We start from the raw sequence: 15,239 nt of genomic DNA, 5'->3' as shown, positions 1-15,239 counted from the left end.
CTTGACTCTCACCAACGAAGAGCCGAGAAGTCCGCGGTCCACCGGGACCTCGCATCGCATGTATTATTGTGCACAGCCTTGCATCATAGTGACTGGCAGCGGTCGGAATCCGACGTGACCTGCTTGGGAGCAGCCTGTCTCCGCTACGCGAGGGGCGCGACATCTTCGGACGCACGCCCTACGCCGTTAGGCCTAGGCTGTGAGTCTGAATGTTTCTAACATAGATCAAGTACTACCTGTGCGCGTATGATCCTGACATACGACGCGACGACGGCCGCCAAGGGCCGTCCCCCCACCCCTCCCCGCGCCGCGGAGCTGCTCGCGCACGTCCTGCGCGACCTCGCCTTGTCCTACGAGGCTGAGTGCCCTGGCGGCTTCGCACGCTTCCGGCAGTCGCTGTCGGTCGAGTCGCTGGCGGTCATCGCCCGCTTCAGCGGCTCGGGCCTGACCGACGAGGCGGCGCTCGCTCTGGCGCGCCAGGTGCACGAGACGCTGCTCGACGTCGAGGAAGACGTCTGGGCGCTCCACACCGCCGCGCACTGAAGAAGCTACTCCGCGGCGACGACACCGCCCTGCGCCGCGTGCAGGCGCCGGTAGGCGCCGTTCGCCGCCACCAGGGCCTCGTGCGAGCCCTGCTCCAGGATTCGCCCGTTCGACACCACGGCGATGCGGTCGGCGTGCCGGATGGTGGCGAGGCGGTGGGCGATGACGAGGGTCGTGCGGCCCTCCGTGAGTTCGGACAGGGCCTGCTGGATCTCGCGCTCGGTCTCGGTGTCGAGCGCCGAGGTCGCCTCGTCGAGGATCAGGATCGGCGGGTTCTTCAGGAAGACCCGGGCGATCGCCAGCCGCTGCTTCTGCCCGCCTGAGAGCTTGACGCCGCGCTCGCCCACCACCGTGTCGAGGCCGTCGGGCAGCATCGCGATCAGGGCGTCGAGCCGGGCCCGGTGCGCCGCCTCCCGGATCTCCGCCTCGCTCGCGTCGAGGCGGCCATAGGCGATGTTCTCGCGGATCGTGCCGGCGAACAGGAACACGTCCTGCTGCACGATGCCGATCTGGCTTCGCAGGGATGCCAGGGTCAGGTCGCGGATGTCGTGCCCGTCGATGCGGATGCGCCCGGCCTCGACCTCGTAGAAGCGCGGCACCAGCGAGCACAGGGTGGTCTTGCCGGCGCCGGACGGCCCGACGAAGGCCACGGTCTCGCCCGCCCCGACCGCGAGGTCGACCCCGTCGAGCACCGGCCGGCCGTCGCCGTAGCCGAAACGCACGCCCTCGAACCGGATCTCGCCGCGCAGCGGCGGCGCGGGAATCGCGCCCGGCCGGTCGACGATGTCGGGGGCGGTGGCCAGCAGCGCCATGTAGCGGCGGAAGCCCGCGATGCCCTTGGGGTAGGTCTCGACCACCGCGCTGATCTTCTCCAGCGGCCGGTAGAAAACCCCGACGAGGAGCAGGAAACCGACGAAGCCGCCGGGGCTGAGGTCGCCCCGCACCACGAAGGCGGCGCCGCCGAGCAGCACCACGATCTGGACGAGGCGCATGCCGAGATAGTTGAGCGACAGGCTCGCCGCCATGATCTTGTAGGCTTCGAGCTTGGTGGCGCGGTAGCGCTCGTTGTCGGCGGCGAACAGGCGCCGCTCGTGGGCCTCGTTGGCGAAGGCCTTCACCACCCGGATGCCGCCGACATTCTCCTCGATGCGGGCGTTGAAGGCGCCGACCCGGCCGTACTGCGCCTGCCAGTTCTGGGTCATGCGGCCGCCGTAGCGCACGGTGACGAAGGCGATGACCGGCAGGATCGCGGCGGTCATCAGCGCCAGCGGCGGGTGGACGAGGAGCATCAGCCCGAAGGCGCCGAAGAGGGTCATCACGGCGATGAACAGGTCCTCGGGCCCGTGATGGGCGACCTCGCCGATCTCCTCCAGGTCCTTCGTCACCCGGGCGACGAGGTGGCCCGTCTTCTGGTTGTCGAAGAAGCGGAACGACAGCGTCTGCAGGTGGTCGAAGGCGCGGGCGCGCATCGTGGTCTCGATGTTGATGCCGAGCACGTGACCCCAATAGGTCACCACCACCATCAGCCCCGCATTGGCGACGTAGAGCAGCGCCAGCCCCCCTGCCGCGAGCAGGATCAGGCTCCAGTCCTGGCTCGGCAGCAGCACGTCGACGAAGGCCTTCACCGCCATCGGGAAGCCGAGCTCGAGCAGGCCCGACAGGATGGCGCAGCCGAAATCGAGGAGGAACAGGGCCCGGTACGGCCGGTAATAGGCGAGAAAGGCCTTCAGCATGTCGATCCGCGTGGGGAAATCGGGACGCGGGCCGGGGGCACGCGCCGAATCCGTCAATAAGCGGGACATCCATAAGCGGGAAACCTCGCGCGCGACAGGGCCGAGACCCGCGGCCGTCGTGTCGCTGGGCCGGCCCCCATTGTGCTCGGAGGCGGTCCGCTCACACGCCTCCGGTCACGCGACCAGCCAGCAGGCGGCCTCGCGGACCTGACGGGTCGTCGCGTCGAGCGCCTGCGTCGTGCGGGCGATCTGCGTCATGGCCTGCCCGATCTCCGTCACCGCGCCGGACATGGCCTGCATGGCCGACGAGATCTCCTGCGCCACGGCCGATTGCTCCTCGACCGCCGCGGAGATGGCGCCGGAAATCTCGTCCACGTGCCGGACCGTGCCGGCGATGCCGGTGATCGCCGTCGCCGCCTCCCGAGCGGCATTCTGCATCTGCCCGATCTGGGCCCGTATCTCGCCGGTGGCCCGGGCGCTCTGGTCGGCCAGCGCCTTGACCTCCGTGGCGACGACCGCGAAGCCGCGGCCGGCCTGTCCGGCCCGCGCCGCCTCGATCGTGGCGTTGAGGGCCAGGAGGTTCGTCTGGCTCGCGATGCCCGAGATCAGCGTCACCACGTCGCCGATGCGCTGGGCGGCGGAGGCGAGGCCGCCGACGACGTCCGAGGTGGCGTTGGCCTGCTCCACGGCGTTCCGGGTCATCTGCAGGGCCCGCTCCACCTGCTGGCCGATCTCGCCGACCGATGCCGCCAGTTCCTCGGCTCCGGCCGAGACGGCCTGCGTGTTGTCGGAGGCGTCCCGCGCCGCCTTGGACGCGGTCTCAACCTGCCGGGCGGTCTCGGACACGGCGGACGCGACGCGATCGATCTCGCCCTGCAACTCGGCGCGCCGCATCCGCTCCGTCACCGCGGCCGTGACGTCGGCGGCGAACTTGACCACCTTCACGAGCTTGCCGGCGGCGTCGAAGACCGGGTTGTAGGTGGCCTGGAGGTAGATGTCGTGGCCGCCCTTGGCGACGCGGCGGTACTCGGCGGCCTGGAAATCACCGGCCCGCAAGCGCTCCCAGAACGCCCGGTAGTCGGGGCTCTCCCGCTCTTCCGCGGGCACGAACAGGCTGTGGTGCCGGCCGACGACCTCGTCGAGGGCGTAGCCCGTACCCGCGAGGAAGTTCGCGTTGGCGGTGATGATGGTGCCGTCGAGGTGGAACTCGATGATGCTCTGCGACCGGTCGAGGGCGCGCAGCTTGCCCTCGGCATCCGCGCGCCCGATCTCCTGCCGCGTCACGTCGGTGGCGAACTTGATCACCCCGTAGGGCTTGCCGTCGCGCCCGATCAGCGGATTGTAGGAGGCCTGGAACCAGACCTCGCGCAGATCCTTGCCGATGCGCTTGAACACCGCCGCATGGTACTGTCCGTCCCGGAGGGACTGCCAGAACGCATCGTAGCCGGGCCCCCGATCCGCGTCCTCGACCAGCATGCTGTGGTGCCGGCCCACGATCTCCTCGAGGCCGTACCCGACGATGTCGACGAAGGTCTCGTTCGCCCAGACGATCGTGCCGGACAGATCGAACTCGATGACGGCCTGTGACCTGAGTGCGGCCTTCAGCTTGGCACGAGTGTCGTTGTTCTTGAAAAACATGTTTGCCTCGGCGCGGATCGAGGGGAAGCCGGAACGTTCCCCGAGTATCACCGAGACGTTAAGTCGTTTCTGAAGCTCCTGCGGAATCAGGAGGTTGCATGGGAAGGACGCCGCATAGGAAAATTCTCCGCCCTGAGCACGAATGCTCCCTTTGGAGTTTTTTACTTTAGGTAAGCAGATAAGAATATCTTCTTATTTCATGATCACGATGACCGAACTCGCGGTAACGAGAACGATTTACAGGATTCAAGCAATGTCGATGTGCTTTCCGGAAGACGCGCCTCTCGGACGATCGATTGTGACGCTTGGTCAGCTCGCATCGCGCTCGGCGCCGGTCACACTCCGGTGACTGATCGGCGAAGCCTCACCCGGGGGCCATCACGCCGGCCACCCGCAGCACGGCGTCCGCCGAATCGCGTACCCTGGGTTGTCGAAATCCAGGCCGGGGTTGTCGACGCGGGGGCGATAGATGACCCTGCGTCAAGTCGCCGCCACGGGACGCATCGTCCGGAGCGAACCCGCCCACGGCCCCGTGTCCCCTTTCCGGGCCGCCTGCCGCCGCGGGCGGCAGGCGGCCGTTCCCCCTCAGGCCGCCGCGTCGCGGCCAGCATCGGCGGCGAGCACGCCGCGGCGGATCTGGTCCTCCTCGATCGACTCGAACAGGGCCTTGAAGTTGCCCTCGCCGAAGCCGTCGTCGCCCTTGCGCTGGATGAACTCGAAGAAGATCGGCCCGATCGCGTTGGCCGAGAACAGCTGCAGCAGGATCTTGGTCATCCCGCCCTCGACCACGCCCTCGCCGTCGATCAGGATGCCGTTCCGCTCCATGCGCTCCAGCGGCTCGCCGTGGCCGGGCAGGCGGCGATCGACGCGGCGGTAGTAGATGGAAGGCGGCGAGGGCATGAAGGCGACGCCGCCGTCCCGCAAGGCCTCGATCGTCGCGTAGATGTCGCGGCAGCCGCAGGCGATGTGCTGGATGCCCTCGCCGTTATAGGCGTGGAGGTATTCCTCGATCTGGCTCTTCGCGTCGGCCGATTCGTTGATCGGGATGCGGATCTTGCCGTCCGGCGAGGTCAGCGCCTTCGAGAACAGGCCGGTCTGCTTGCCCTCGATGTCGAAGTAGCGGATCTGCCGGAAGTTGAAGATGCGCTCGTAGAACCCGGCCCAGACGCCCATCCGGCCGCGATGCACGTTGTGGGTCAGGTGGTCGAGGTAGTAGAGCCCGAGGCCTTGCGGAGCCGGGTCGCGCTCGCCCAGCCACTCGAACTCGGCGTCGTAGGGCGAGCCCTTCGCGCCGTAGGTCTCGACGAAGTAGAGCAGCGAGCCGCCGATGCCCTTGATCGCCGGCACGTCGAGGGTCTTCCCTCCATCCGCCGGGTCGGCCGGCTCGGCGCCGAGCGAGACCGCCCGATCGTAGGCGGCCTTCGCGTCGACCACCCGGAACGCCATCGACGGTGCGCAGGGGCCGTGGGCGGCGACGAAGCGGTGGCCGTGGCTGCCAGGCTCCTCGTTGACGAGATAGTTCACGTCGCCCTGGCGGTAGACCGTGATCGCCTTGGTGTGGTGACGCGCCACCGCGGAGAAACCCATGGCGCGGAAGAGGTCGTGCAGGGCCTGCGGCTCGGGATGGGCGTATTCCACGAACTCGAACCCGTCGGTGCCCATCGGGTTGGCGGCGGTGAGCTCGGCGGCGGGAGCGTCGTGCGGATAGGGGCCCATCGTCGTCCTCCGTGCTGATGCTCCGCATCACAGCATGGACGGCCCGCGCGGGGCGTGCGAAATCCGGGCGCCGGCCCGGGCTCCACGCACGGATCGTGCACGGACGAAGCCCCCGATGACCGATCCTCTCACTCTCGACCGGTTCGACCTGAAGATCCTCGCGGCTCTCCAGGAGGATGGCCGGCTCGGCAACCAGGAGCTCGCCGAGCGGGTGCACCTTTCGGCAAGCCAGTGCTCGCGCCGCCGCCTGCGCCTGGAGGAGCGCGGGGTGGTGCGGGGCTACCGGGCGGAGCTGGCGCCCGACCCGCTCGGTCTGCGCGTCACGGTGTTCACCAAGGTCGCGCTCGCCACCCACAACCGCGACAATGCCCGCCGCTTCGCCGAGCTGGTGCGCGGCCTCGACTGCGTGCTGGAGGCCCACGTGATGACCGGCGACAGCGACTACCTGCTGAAGCTGATCGTGCCCGACCTGAAGGCGCTCTCGGCCCTGGTCAACGACGTGCTGCTGCCGCACGAGAGCGTGGCCCACGTCCATTCCTCGGTGGTGCTGGACACGCTGAAGGAGGGGGCGGCGCTGCCGCTGCCGCGGGTGCCCGCGACGTGACGCGATGGAAACCGCCGGGGATCGTGATGAAACCTCCGCCGTTGACGAACGCTTGATGGATCCGGGCCACACTGGAGCGCGGGACAGGCCCGGCAGAGGTCAGGCGCCATGATGTGGGACGGCATCGCACTCTTCTCCGGCGCGCCGGTGCGGCGCTCAGCGGACGGCGTGCTCGGTGCCGCGGGCGTGCCCGTGCCGCAGCCGCCCCGGCGGGCCAAGGTCGGCCTGGCGCTCGGCGGCGGGGCCGCCCGCGGCTGGTCGCATATCGGCGCGATCGAGGTGCTGCAGGAAGCCGGCATCCCCATCGACGTGGTGGCGGGCTGCTCGATCGGGGCCGCGGTGGGCGCCTGCCACGCCGCCGGCAAGCTCGGCGAATTGCGCGACTTCGCCCTGTCGCTGACCAAGCGCCGGGTGATGGGCCTGCTCGATTTCCACATCAGCGGCTCGGGACTCATCGCGGGCGAGCGCCTGCGGCGGCTCCTGGAGCGCGACCTCGGCAGCGCCCGCATCGAGGACCTGCCCCTGATCTTCGCGGCGGTGGCGACCGAGCTCGGCACCGGCCACGAGATCTGGCTCACCCGCGGCGGCCTCGTCGAGGCGGTGCGGGCGTCCTACGCGCTGCCGGGCATCTTCGATCCGGTGAAGATCGCCGGGCGCTGGCTGATGGACGGGGCGCTGGTCAACCCGGTTCCGGTGACGGCGGCGCGCGCGCTCGGCGCCGACGTGGTTCTGTGCGTCAACCTCAACGGCGACATGCGGGTGCGGGGCACGGTGATCCAGTCGCACGGGGCCGAAGGGGCCGACGCGGTGATGGAGGCCGCCGCCGAGGCCGCCGTCGCGATGCCGGAGGAGCCGCGGCGCTGGCCGCTGATCGGCGGCCGGCGCCAGAAGCCGAAACCCCGGCCGGAGGCCGGGGCGCCGAGCGGCATCGCCAGCGTGATGGTCGACGCCTTCAACATCACGCAGGACCGGATCTCGCGCTCGCGGCTCGCGGGCGACCCGCCCGACGTGATGATCAACCCGAAGCTCGCCCAGATGGGACTGTTCGAGTTCCACCGCGCCGAGGAATGCATCGAGCTCGGCCGCCAGGCCACACGGCGCCTGCTGCCGGAGATCCACGAGATGATCTCGGCGGCCGTCGCACCGGTGTGAGGCGGCCGCCGAAATCGCCGTCAGGCCGTGGCGATGTACTCGCGCAAAGCCCGGTGCTCGGCCTCGACCGACTCGATGCGGTGCTTGACCACGTCGCCGATCGACACGAGGCCGACCAGGCGGCCGTCCTCGACCACCGGGACGTGGCGGAAGCGCCCGTCGGTCATCAGCTCCATCACCTCGTCGATGGCGGTGGCGCGGGTGCAGCACACCACCTTGGCGGTCATGTGCCGGGAAACGGGCGCCTCGAGCGCCGCGCCGCCGCCACGGACCACCGCCCGGATGATGTCGCGCTCCGAGAGCATGCCGAGAACGGTCTGGCCGGCATCGCTCACCACCAGGGCGCCGATGCCCTTCTCCGTCAGGAGGGCCGCCGCCTCTGCCAGCGTGCGGTGGGGCTGAACGGTCACCACGGTGCGGCCCTTCTGCGACAGGATGCGCGCAACGGTCATCAACACCTCCCTGCTCGGGCCCCGCCGGCCTCAGCGGTCCGGGCGGGACGCTCGTTCGGAGGGAGAGTGTGTGACCGCGCGCCGGACGACGCAAGCACCCCGGAAGTCGAAGCGAAGAATCCTTGCTCCGAATCAACGTCGTCCGAGCCGGTCGACCAGGGGAAGCATCAGGAACCCGACGACGAAACCGCCGAGATGCGCGTCCCAGGCGACCGCGGAATCGCTCAGGCCGAGCGGCAGGGCGGCGAGGCCGAACAGCAGGTTGGTGACGAACCAGATGGCGAGGAACACCACCGCCGAGCGGTTGCGCAGGAGCTCGGGAATGGTCTGCAGCCGCGTCGGCACCGGGCGCTGCCACGGCACCGCCGCCGGACCCGCCATCTCGACCGGCTGGAAGGCGAAGCGCACCGCCGCTGCCATCAGCCCCGACACGCCGGCCGAGGCGCCGATCAGCGGCACCGTGCTCAACGGGTCGATGAGGACGTGGAGGAAGCCGCCGGCAGCGGTCGAGACCATGGCGATCAGGCCGTAGCGCCAGGCGCCGCAGCGCCGCGCCACCGGCGTCCCGAAGGCCGCGAGCCAGACGCTGTTGAGGAGCACGTGGGCCCAGGAGCCGTGCAGGAGCGCGTAGGTGACAAAGGTCCAGGGCATCCCGCCCGGATCGGCCACCAGATAGGCCGCGAAGGCCTTGCGCGCCTCGACCTCGAGGGCGCTTCCCCCCGAGGCAGCGGCGGCCTTCAGCACGTCCGCGGCCCGCCCGGGGTCGAGGGCGAGGGTCCAGCGCGCCGGCACCAGGGCGAGGTCGAGGAGCAGGGTGATGTCCCAGACGTCGGGCAGCACCTGCCGCACGGCGTGGATCAGCACCAGGATCCCCACCGAGGCGGTGACCACGGCGGGCATGTTGAACACCGGCACGCGCGGCGGTCGCGGGAGGTCGGGGGTGGCATCCATGTCCGCACCATTGCGGGGCCCAAGGCCCGACCGCAAGACCCGACCGCAGGGGCAGACGCCGCCGCGGGCCCGGCGCACCCCCGAAAGAACACGCCCGGCGCCACAAAAAAAGGGAGAGCGTTGCCGCTCTCCCCGAAAGAGGGTGCCTCCGTGCCCGGCCGCTCTGGCCGAACGCGGAACGCCGTCAGGACCGTGACGACGCGGGCCGGGACCGGCCCTCACCCCTTGGCATGCGGGCGGGCATAGGGTGGACTTTCCGCCTCTGCCAGCCCGAATTCGCTGTCGCCTACGACAATCGCGCAGGTGTGGGAGAAACGCAACATTTATGACTTGGTAACCTTAATCAAACCTTACGCTCTCGCGGCTCGGCCGTTCGGCATACGGTCTGCTGAACCGAATCAGCTGAGCCGGTCGTCGTCCCGAAATGGGACGGAGACCGGCGGCCCCTGGACCGCCCGATCAAAAAGTCCGTGCCAGACCGAGACGCCATGAAGCACCCGACCAGCCGCATGCTCCACGCCTACTGGAACGGCCTGCGCGGCGCCCGCGCCGCGCCGGAGCGGGGCGAGATCGAGCCCGGAGAGATCCGCCACGTCCTGGCCGACAGCCTGATCCTCGAGATCGACGCGCCCCGGCACGCCGCCACCGTGCGGCTCGCCGGCACCCGGCTCTGCGCCTTGTTCGGGGCCGAGCTGCGCGGCCTCTCCTTCGCGGGCCTGTGGGGCGAGGCGCCGGCCGCCGACCCGTGGCGGCTCGTCGAGGTGGTGATCCAGGAAACCGCCGGCGTGGTGGTGGGCCTCGTCGGGGTGACGGAGGCCGGAGAGACGATCGACCTCGAATTGCTGCTCCTGCCCCTGCGCCACCGGGGCAAGACCCAGGCCCGGGTGATCGGGTCGCTCTCGCCGGCGGTGATCCCGACCTGGCTGGGCCTGCGCCCGATCGTGGCCCTGCGCACCGTGTCCCTGCGGATCCTCACCCCCGAGGCGAACGCTGCCGCCCCCGCCCCGCTCGCGGCGCCGCCACCGGCGGCCAACGACGAGCCGGGCCCCGAGCGCCGCAAGCGCTTCGTGGTGCACCGCGGCGGGCGGCTCTGAACGGATCCGCGCCGGTCGTGCCGAATTGGGGAGGGTGCGGGGCGGTGCCCTCCGGGCGGATCAGGCTCGCGTCGCCGCCTCCCGCAGCCGGTCCCCGGCCTCGCCGTAGCCCGAGACCGCCGCGGCCCGGTTGGCGATGCCGCGGCTGAGAACGATCCATTCGAGGTCGTTGATCGCCTTGACCAGCCGCTCCCGCTCGGGCGCGTCCGCCTCGTCGTCGGGCGCGGCCTCGGCGAGGTTCACGGCGGCGATCAGCACCTGGTCGCGTCCGTCCTCGATCCGGGGGTCGCGCTCGACATGGCCGCGCACGTCGTCGTCGAAGCGCTTGATGACGGCCCAGGGCAGCGCGTCAGCGCTGCAACCCGACGGGTAGCCCCGGGCGACGAGCCGGGCCTGCGCCGCAGCCTCTCGGACGAGTTCGACGAGCTTGGCGACCATGGCCACTCCGTATCGGGGCTTCGGAGCGGGAACCCGCGAGATCGCCCGCGGGTCCCGCAGGCAGAGTACTTGCAGGACGAGCGTCACCGCGCCGACCGGCTGTCCTCCGCCCCGGCGAGCACGCTTGCGAGGTAGTGCCGGACGAAGCCTGGCATCCGCGCGGGATCGAGATCCGCCGCGTCGCGCACCCCGACGATGGCCGACAGCTCCGGCTCCGCTTCCGCCGCGAGGTGGGCGGCGATGCGGGCCCGCACGCTCGCCTCGTCCTCGGCGAGCTGCACCGGGCGCAGAAGGGCCATCAGGCCGCCGTCGCGCACGATCACCCAGCCGGGATCCGGCCCTTGCGGGGCGACGAGGCCGGTCTCCTCCCGCAACTCGCGCAGCGCGCTCGCCGCGAGGTCGACCTGTCCATCGGGGCCGATATCGGTCGGGTCCGGCGTGCCGCAGGGGAAGTAGACCCGCCCGGCCGCGGCGGTGTGCGGTCCCATCTCGCCGAGGAGGAAGGTCCCGTCCCGGGTGCGCGGCACCGCCGCCGCGAAGACGTTGAGGACGCTCCCGTCCGGGAAGCCCCAATCCTTCAGGGCGGTGAGGGAGGCGTAGTCGGCCTCGAACAGGTCGGCCTCGAGCACGCCGTCGGCGAGGGCCCAGCGGCGCAGCATCAGAACCGTGCCGTTGAACATCGCCGGGCGGGCGGCGCGGCGCTTCTCCCAATGGGCCATGATGGCGGCCCGCTCGTCGCGGGCCCAGGGCCAGTCATGGGCGACCATCCGGGCGTCGACCCGGCGGGCCGGGGTGAGGGTAAGGCTCATCAGAGGTGCAGCACGCCCTCGGAGACCAGGACGGCGCCGCCGCCGATCTCGGCGGCGCGCAGGGCCCCGTCCTCGATCGTGAGCTGGAGCGCGATCTCGCTCGGCCGGCCCATCTCGAACCCTTGCGCGATCGTGAGGTCGTGCGTGCCGCTGCCCAGGGGCTCGAACTGCATGAGCGCCCCTGCGAAGGCCGCGACCGCGCCGCCGGTCGCCGGGTCCTCCGCGATGCCGGCAGCAGGGGCGAACATCCGGGCCCGGAAGCTGTGACCCGCCTCCCCGGTCTCGCCGGTATAGAGGAAGACCTTGGCGCCCGGCCCGAGGGCCTGCACCATCGCCTCGGCGCTGGTGCGGGCCCGCCCCAGGGCGTCGAGGCCCTGGACGGGCACGAGGTGGAACGGCGTGCCGGCGCTGTAGCGGCTCGGCCGGTGGCGGGCAAAGCCGATCTCGGACGGCGACAGGCCGAGGGCCCCGGCGAGAACTGTCGCGTCCGGCTCATCGCCCCAGCTCTCCGGCAGGCGCGGCAGGCGGAAGCGGGCGCGGCCGTAGCCCTCACCGTTCTTGCCCTCCCCGATCTCGACCACGCAGGGCACCACGCCGACCTGCTCCTCGAGGCCGAACGCTACCGCGTCGGCGACCTCCGCCCGCCGGTCGCCGAGGGCGAGCAGCACCGCGGTGCCGACAGTCGGGTGGCCTGCGAAGGCGAGTTCCTGGGCCGGCGTGAAGATCCGCAGCCGCGCCCGGTGCCGGGGCTCGGTGGGCGGCAGTACGAACACCGTCTCCGACAGGTTGAACTCACCTGCGATGGCCTGCATCGCGGCATCGTCCAGCCCCTCGGCGTCGAGCACCACCGCCAGCGGGTTGCCGGCGAGGGCCGTATCGGTGAACACGTCCAGGGTGGCGTAGCGGCGTGCGGGCATCCGGTTTCCGTCCTTCCGAAGCTCAGTGCGCGAGGCAGCACGGATCGGGTGGGCGGTGCAAGTCCCTCCCACCGCACGTCTCGCCTGTCGCATGGCCGTTGTGAGCCCCCGCGAAGCGCGTTATGGCTTTTCGCGAAAGAGCCATAACGGCCCGGCGATACGGCGGATCGACCTGCAATCCAGCACGCTCTACGCGCAGCTCGCCCAGCGCTGTCGCGACGGTCGCTTCACGACGGCTTTCGATATCGACGGCCGCTTCGAGGCGACCACCGTGAAGGGGCGCCGCCACTGGTACTTCGTCACCTCGGTCGCCGGGCAGCGGCAGCGGCGCTATGTCGGGCTGGCCGACGACCCGGAGGTCGCCGCCAGGGTCGAGAATTTCGCGCATGTCCGGGACGACCCGCGGATACGCCGCAGGCTCGTCGCCACCCTCGTCCGCGAGGCCTACCTGCCGCGGCCGGTCGCCGAGACCGGCGAGGTTGTCCAGGCACTGGCCGATGCGGGCTTCGTCAGCGTGCGCGGCGTGCGCGTCGGGACGGTGGCGTTCCAGTGCTATGCCGGGCTCCTGGGCTGCCGCCTGCCGAACGGCATGCTCCAGACATCCGGCGCGGATTTCGCCCGGTTCCACTCGATCTCTCTCACAGTGGCGGACACGATCCCGCCGGTGCTCGAGGTGCTGCGGGCCGTCGACCCGACCTTTCGCCCGGTGCCTCACCAGGGCGACGCCATCTGGGCAATGCGGTTCGAGACCCGCACCGGCTGCCGGGTCGAATTCCTGACGCCGGACCGCGCCGGCGACGAGCATGCGGGCCGCCCGGCGACGATGCCGGCTCTCGGCGGCGCCGCGGCCGAGCCGCTGCGCGACCTCGACTTCCTGATTGACCGGCCGGTGCGCGCGGTGATGCGGCACGGGCCGGGCATCGCCGTCGCGATCCCCGCCCCGGTGCGCTACGCGGTCCACGAGCTGATCGTGACGGCCTGCCGCGACCCGCGGGTCGCATCGAGTGCAGCCAAGCGCCGGAAGGACCTACAACAGGCCGCGACCCTGATCGACGCGCTTGCCGCCGACGGCCGGTCGACCGATCTCGGTGACGCGCTGCACGAGGCCTGGGGCCGCGGCCCGTCATGGCGGGCCGCCCTCGAGGCGGGCGTGGCGCTCTCGGTCGGGATGGAGGGCGTCGAGGCCGTGCGGGATCCCCCGCGGCGAGCCCTCGCGGCGAGCGGCGAGACGCCCGACGACGACCTCTGAAAACGATCCGACCCGGACCGACTCCGAAGACCAGAGACAAACGATGCCCCACACCCTGACCCCCGAGACCGCCGCCCGCTTCGCCGCCCTCACCCTCGGCCACGTCACCCGGGAATACCCGAACAAGCCGGACCACACGCTCGCCGGTCCCGAGGACGCCCGCACGCCGGCAGACCTCCACCCGGTGTTCTACGGCAGCTTCGACTGGCATTCCTGCGTCCACGGCTACTGGCTGCTCGCCCGCGTGCTGCGCCGCTTCCCCGAGGGGGCGCAGGCGCAAGCGATCCGCGCGCTGTTCGACCGGCAGCTGACGCCGGAGAAGGTCGCGGGCGAGTGCGCCTATCTCGACATGCCGACGGCACGAGGCTTCAAGCGGCCCTATGGCTGGGCCTGGGCCCTCAAGCTCGCCGACGAGCTGGCGCGGCTGCCCGAGCCGCGCTGGTCGCGGGCGCTGGCGCCGATGGCCGGGATCTTCGCGCAGCGCTTTCGCGATTTCCTGCCGCTCTCGCCCTATCCGGTCCGGGTCGGCACGCATTTCAACACCGCCTTCGGCTTGCGCATGGCGGCGGATTACGCAGAAGGAACGGAGGATGCCGATCTGACGGAGCTGTTGCGCGTCACCGCCGCGCGCTGGTACGGCACGGACGCCGATTGCCCGGCCTGGGGCGAGCCGAGCGGCGACGACTTCCTGTCCTCCGCGCTGATCGAGGCCGAGTGCCTGCGCCGCCTGATGCCGGCGGACGACTTCCGGCCCTGGTTCGACCGCTTCCTGCCTCGCCTCGCCGAGCGCGAGCCCGCAACCCTGTTCCGGCCGGCTACCGTCACCGATCGCAGCGACGGCAAGATCGCGCATCTCGACGGGCTGAACCTCAGCCGCGCCTGGTGCCTGCGCGCGCTCGCCGGCGCGCTGCCGGCCGACGACGCCCGCGTGCCGGTGCTGCGGGCGGCGGCGGAGGCGCATCTCGACGCGGCGCTCCCGCACCTCGCCGACGACTACATGGGCGAGCACTGGCTCGCGAGCTTCGCGCTCCTCGCCCTTGAAGCGTGAACCTTGGAGGCCTGATCCCTCACACCGCCTCGACCGGGAACGTGCGGCTCGGCGCCACGAACTCCTCCTGCGCCGCCACGGTCAGGATCTCCCGCGCGCCGGCCTCCGCGGTGCGGCGCAGGAGGCCGTAGATCGAGGCGGCGGCGGCGCCCAGGGCCTCGCCGGCCGAGCGGCTGCGGGCGTAGTGCACCAGGAACAGGGCCGCGGTGGCATCGCCCGCGCCGTTGACGCTGAGCGACAGCCGCGGGGTGCGCAGGCGCCAGAACTGGCCGCCGGCGCCGGCCAGCATGTCGATGCTGTCGTCGGGCGTCTCCTCGGTGTGGAGCGAGGTCACCAGCACCACCTTCGGCCCGCTCGCCTGCACGGCGGCGACCGCCGCCTTGGCGTCGGCGAGCGTCCGGGTCTCGATGCCGCTCAGGTAATCGAGCTCGAACTGGTTCGGGGTGATGATGTCAGCCGCCGGCACCGCGTGGTCGCGCATGAATTCCGGGATGCCCGGGCGCACGAACACCCCGCGGCCGATATCGCCGATCACCGGATCGCAGCAATAGAGCGCCGCCGGGTTGGCCTCCCGCACCCGCGCCACCGCCCGCAGGATCGCGGTGCCGATATCGGCCGAGCCCATGTAGCCCGACAGGACGCCGTCGCAGGAGGAGAGCACCCCGCGCTCGGCGATGCCCTCGACCAGCTCCTCGATCGCCGGCCCGTCGAATACCCGGCCGCGCCAGGCGCCGTACCCGGTGTGGTTGGAGAACTGCACCGTGTGCACCGCCCAGACCTCGACCCCGAGCCGCTGCATCGGGAAGACCGCCGAGGCGTTGCCGACATGGCCGTAGGCGACGTGGGACTGGATCGACAGGACGTTCATCGCGGCACGAGACCTCGCGGGGGCACC

Annotated in this window: 15 protein-coding genes; 6 read left to right on the top strand and 9 right to left on the bottom strand. The window is 71.1% G+C overall.

Going from position 1 to position 15,239, the window contains the following annotated elements:
• The first annotated feature begins 246 nt into the window (after window positions 1-246).
• A complete protein-coding gene (locus tag MFF64_RS10940) occupies window positions 247-543 on the top strand; it encodes a hypothetical protein (protein WP_099899985.1) in 297 nt (98 codons plus the stop codon).
• Window positions 544-548: 5 nt separating this feature from the next.
• On the opposite strand, the gene MFF64_RS10935 is transcribed toward MFF64_RS10940, so the two are convergent.
• The 3 genes from MFF64_RS10935 to hppD all read right to left on the bottom strand — a co-directional run bounded on the left by MFF64_RS10935 (window position 549) and on the right by hppD (window position 5,630).
• Window positions 549-2,276, bottom strand: a complete 1,728-nt coding sequence (locus MFF64_RS10935) for an ABC transporter ATP-binding protein (protein WP_238190760.1) — start codon at window positions 2,274-2,276, stop codon at window positions 549-551.
• 174 nt (window positions 2,277-2,450) lie between these two features.
• A complete protein-coding gene (locus tag MFF64_RS10930; protein WP_099899983.1) occupies window positions 2,451-3,914 on the bottom strand; it encodes a methyl-accepting chemotaxis protein in 1,464 nt (487 codons plus the stop codon).
• A 585-nt stretch (window positions 3,915-4,499) separates the two neighbouring features.
• Complete coding sequence (gene hppD / locus MFF64_RS10925; RefSeq protein WP_238190758.1) at window positions 4,500-5,630, bottom strand: 4-hydroxyphenylpyruvate dioxygenase; 1,131 nt, start codon at window positions 5,628-5,630, stop codon at window positions 4,500-4,502.
• A gap of 115 nt (window positions 5,631-5,745) precedes the next feature.
• On the opposite strand from hppD, the gene MFF64_RS10920 reads away from it, so the two are divergent.
• Together MFF64_RS10920 and MFF64_RS10915 are read left to right on the top strand one after the other, a co-directional pair.
• On the top strand, window positions 5,746-6,234 hold the full coding sequence (locus MFF64_RS10920; protein WP_099905416.1) for an Lrp/AsnC family transcriptional regulator: 489 nt from the start codon (window positions 5,746-5,748) through the stop codon (window positions 6,232-6,234).
• A 108-nt stretch (window positions 6,235-6,342) separates the two neighbouring features.
• The gene (locus tag MFF64_RS10915) at window positions 6,343-7,386 is read left to right on the top strand and encodes a patatin-like phospholipase family protein (RefSeq protein WP_099905418.1); all 1,044 of its coding nucleotides are present in this window, start codon (window positions 6,343-6,345) and stop codon (window positions 7,384-7,386) included.
• Between the two features lie 20 nt (window positions 7,387-7,406).
• Here MFF64_RS10915 and MFF64_RS10910 read toward each other — a convergent pair whose 3' ends face one another.
• Entirely contained in the window at window positions 7,407-7,838 is a 432-nt protein-coding gene (locus tag MFF64_RS10910) for a CBS domain-containing protein (RefSeq protein WP_099905420.1), read from the bottom strand.
• A gap of 132 nt (window positions 7,839-7,970) precedes the next feature.
• Window positions 7,971-8,789: a rhomboid family intramembrane serine protease gene (locus MFF64_RS10905; protein WP_099905422.1), complete on the bottom strand. Its 819-nt coding sequence runs from the start codon at window positions 8,787-8,789 to the stop codon at window positions 7,971-7,973.
• A 488-nt stretch (window positions 8,790-9,277) separates the two neighbouring features.
• On the opposite strand from MFF64_RS10905, the gene MFF64_RS10900 reads away from it, so the two are divergent.
• The gene (locus MFF64_RS10900; protein WP_099905424.1) at window positions 9,278-9,883 is read left to right on the top strand and encodes a PAS domain-containing protein; all 606 of its coding nucleotides are present in this window, start codon (window positions 9,278-9,280) and stop codon (window positions 9,881-9,883) included.
• Window positions 9,884-9,943: 60 nt separating this feature from the next.
• Here MFF64_RS10900 and MFF64_RS10895 read toward each other — a convergent pair whose 3' ends face one another.
• The 3 genes from MFF64_RS10895 to MFF64_RS10885 all read right to left on the bottom strand — a co-directional run bounded on the left by MFF64_RS10895 (window position 9,944) and on the right by MFF64_RS10885 (window position 12,047).
• Window positions 9,944-10,321, bottom strand: a complete 378-nt coding sequence (locus MFF64_RS10895) for a hypothetical protein (protein WP_099905426.1) — start codon at window positions 10,319-10,321, stop codon at window positions 9,944-9,946.
• Window positions 10,322-10,404: 83 nt separating this feature from the next.
• A complete protein-coding gene (locus MFF64_RS10890; protein WP_238190757.1) occupies window positions 10,405-11,130 on the bottom strand; it encodes an NUDIX hydrolase in 726 nt (241 codons plus the stop codon).
• The gene (locus tag MFF64_RS10885) at window positions 11,130-12,047 is read right to left on the bottom strand and encodes a PhzF family phenazine biosynthesis protein (protein WP_238190756.1); all 918 of its coding nucleotides are present in this window, start codon (window positions 12,045-12,047) and stop codon (window positions 11,130-11,132) included. The genes MFF64_RS10890 and MFF64_RS10885 overlap by 1 nt, the downstream gene beginning before the upstream one ends.
• 100 nt (window positions 12,048-12,147) lie before the next feature.
• Between MFF64_RS10885 and MFF64_RS10880 the strand changes: the two genes are divergently transcribed.
• Window positions 12,148-13,296, top strand: a complete 1,149-nt coding sequence (locus tag MFF64_RS10880; protein WP_238190755.1) for a nucleotidyltransferase family protein — start codon at window positions 12,148-12,150, stop codon at window positions 13,294-13,296.
• Between the two features lie 43 nt (window positions 13,297-13,339).
• Entirely contained in the window at window positions 13,340-14,344 is a 1,005-nt protein-coding gene (locus MFF64_RS10875) for a DUF2891 domain-containing protein (RefSeq protein WP_238190754.1), read from the top strand.
• A gap of 19 nt (window positions 14,345-14,363) precedes the next feature.
• Here the strand turns inward: MFF64_RS10875 and pdxY are convergent, their stop codons facing one another.
• A complete protein-coding gene (gene pdxY / locus MFF64_RS10870) occupies window positions 14,364-15,212 on the bottom strand; it encodes a pyridoxal kinase PdxY (protein WP_099902718.1) in 849 nt (282 codons plus the stop codon).
• Window positions 15,213-15,239 lie beyond the last annotated feature (27 nt).

This window comes from Methylobacterium frigidaeris (assembly GCF_022179185.1).
GTDB classification, from domain to species: Bacteria; Pseudomonadota; Alphaproteobacteria; order Rhizobiales; family Beijerinckiaceae; genus Methylobacterium; species Methylobacterium frigidaeris.
Note: the sequence above shows the minus strand (reverse complement) of the source record. Positions and strands in the feature narration are given on the sequence as shown.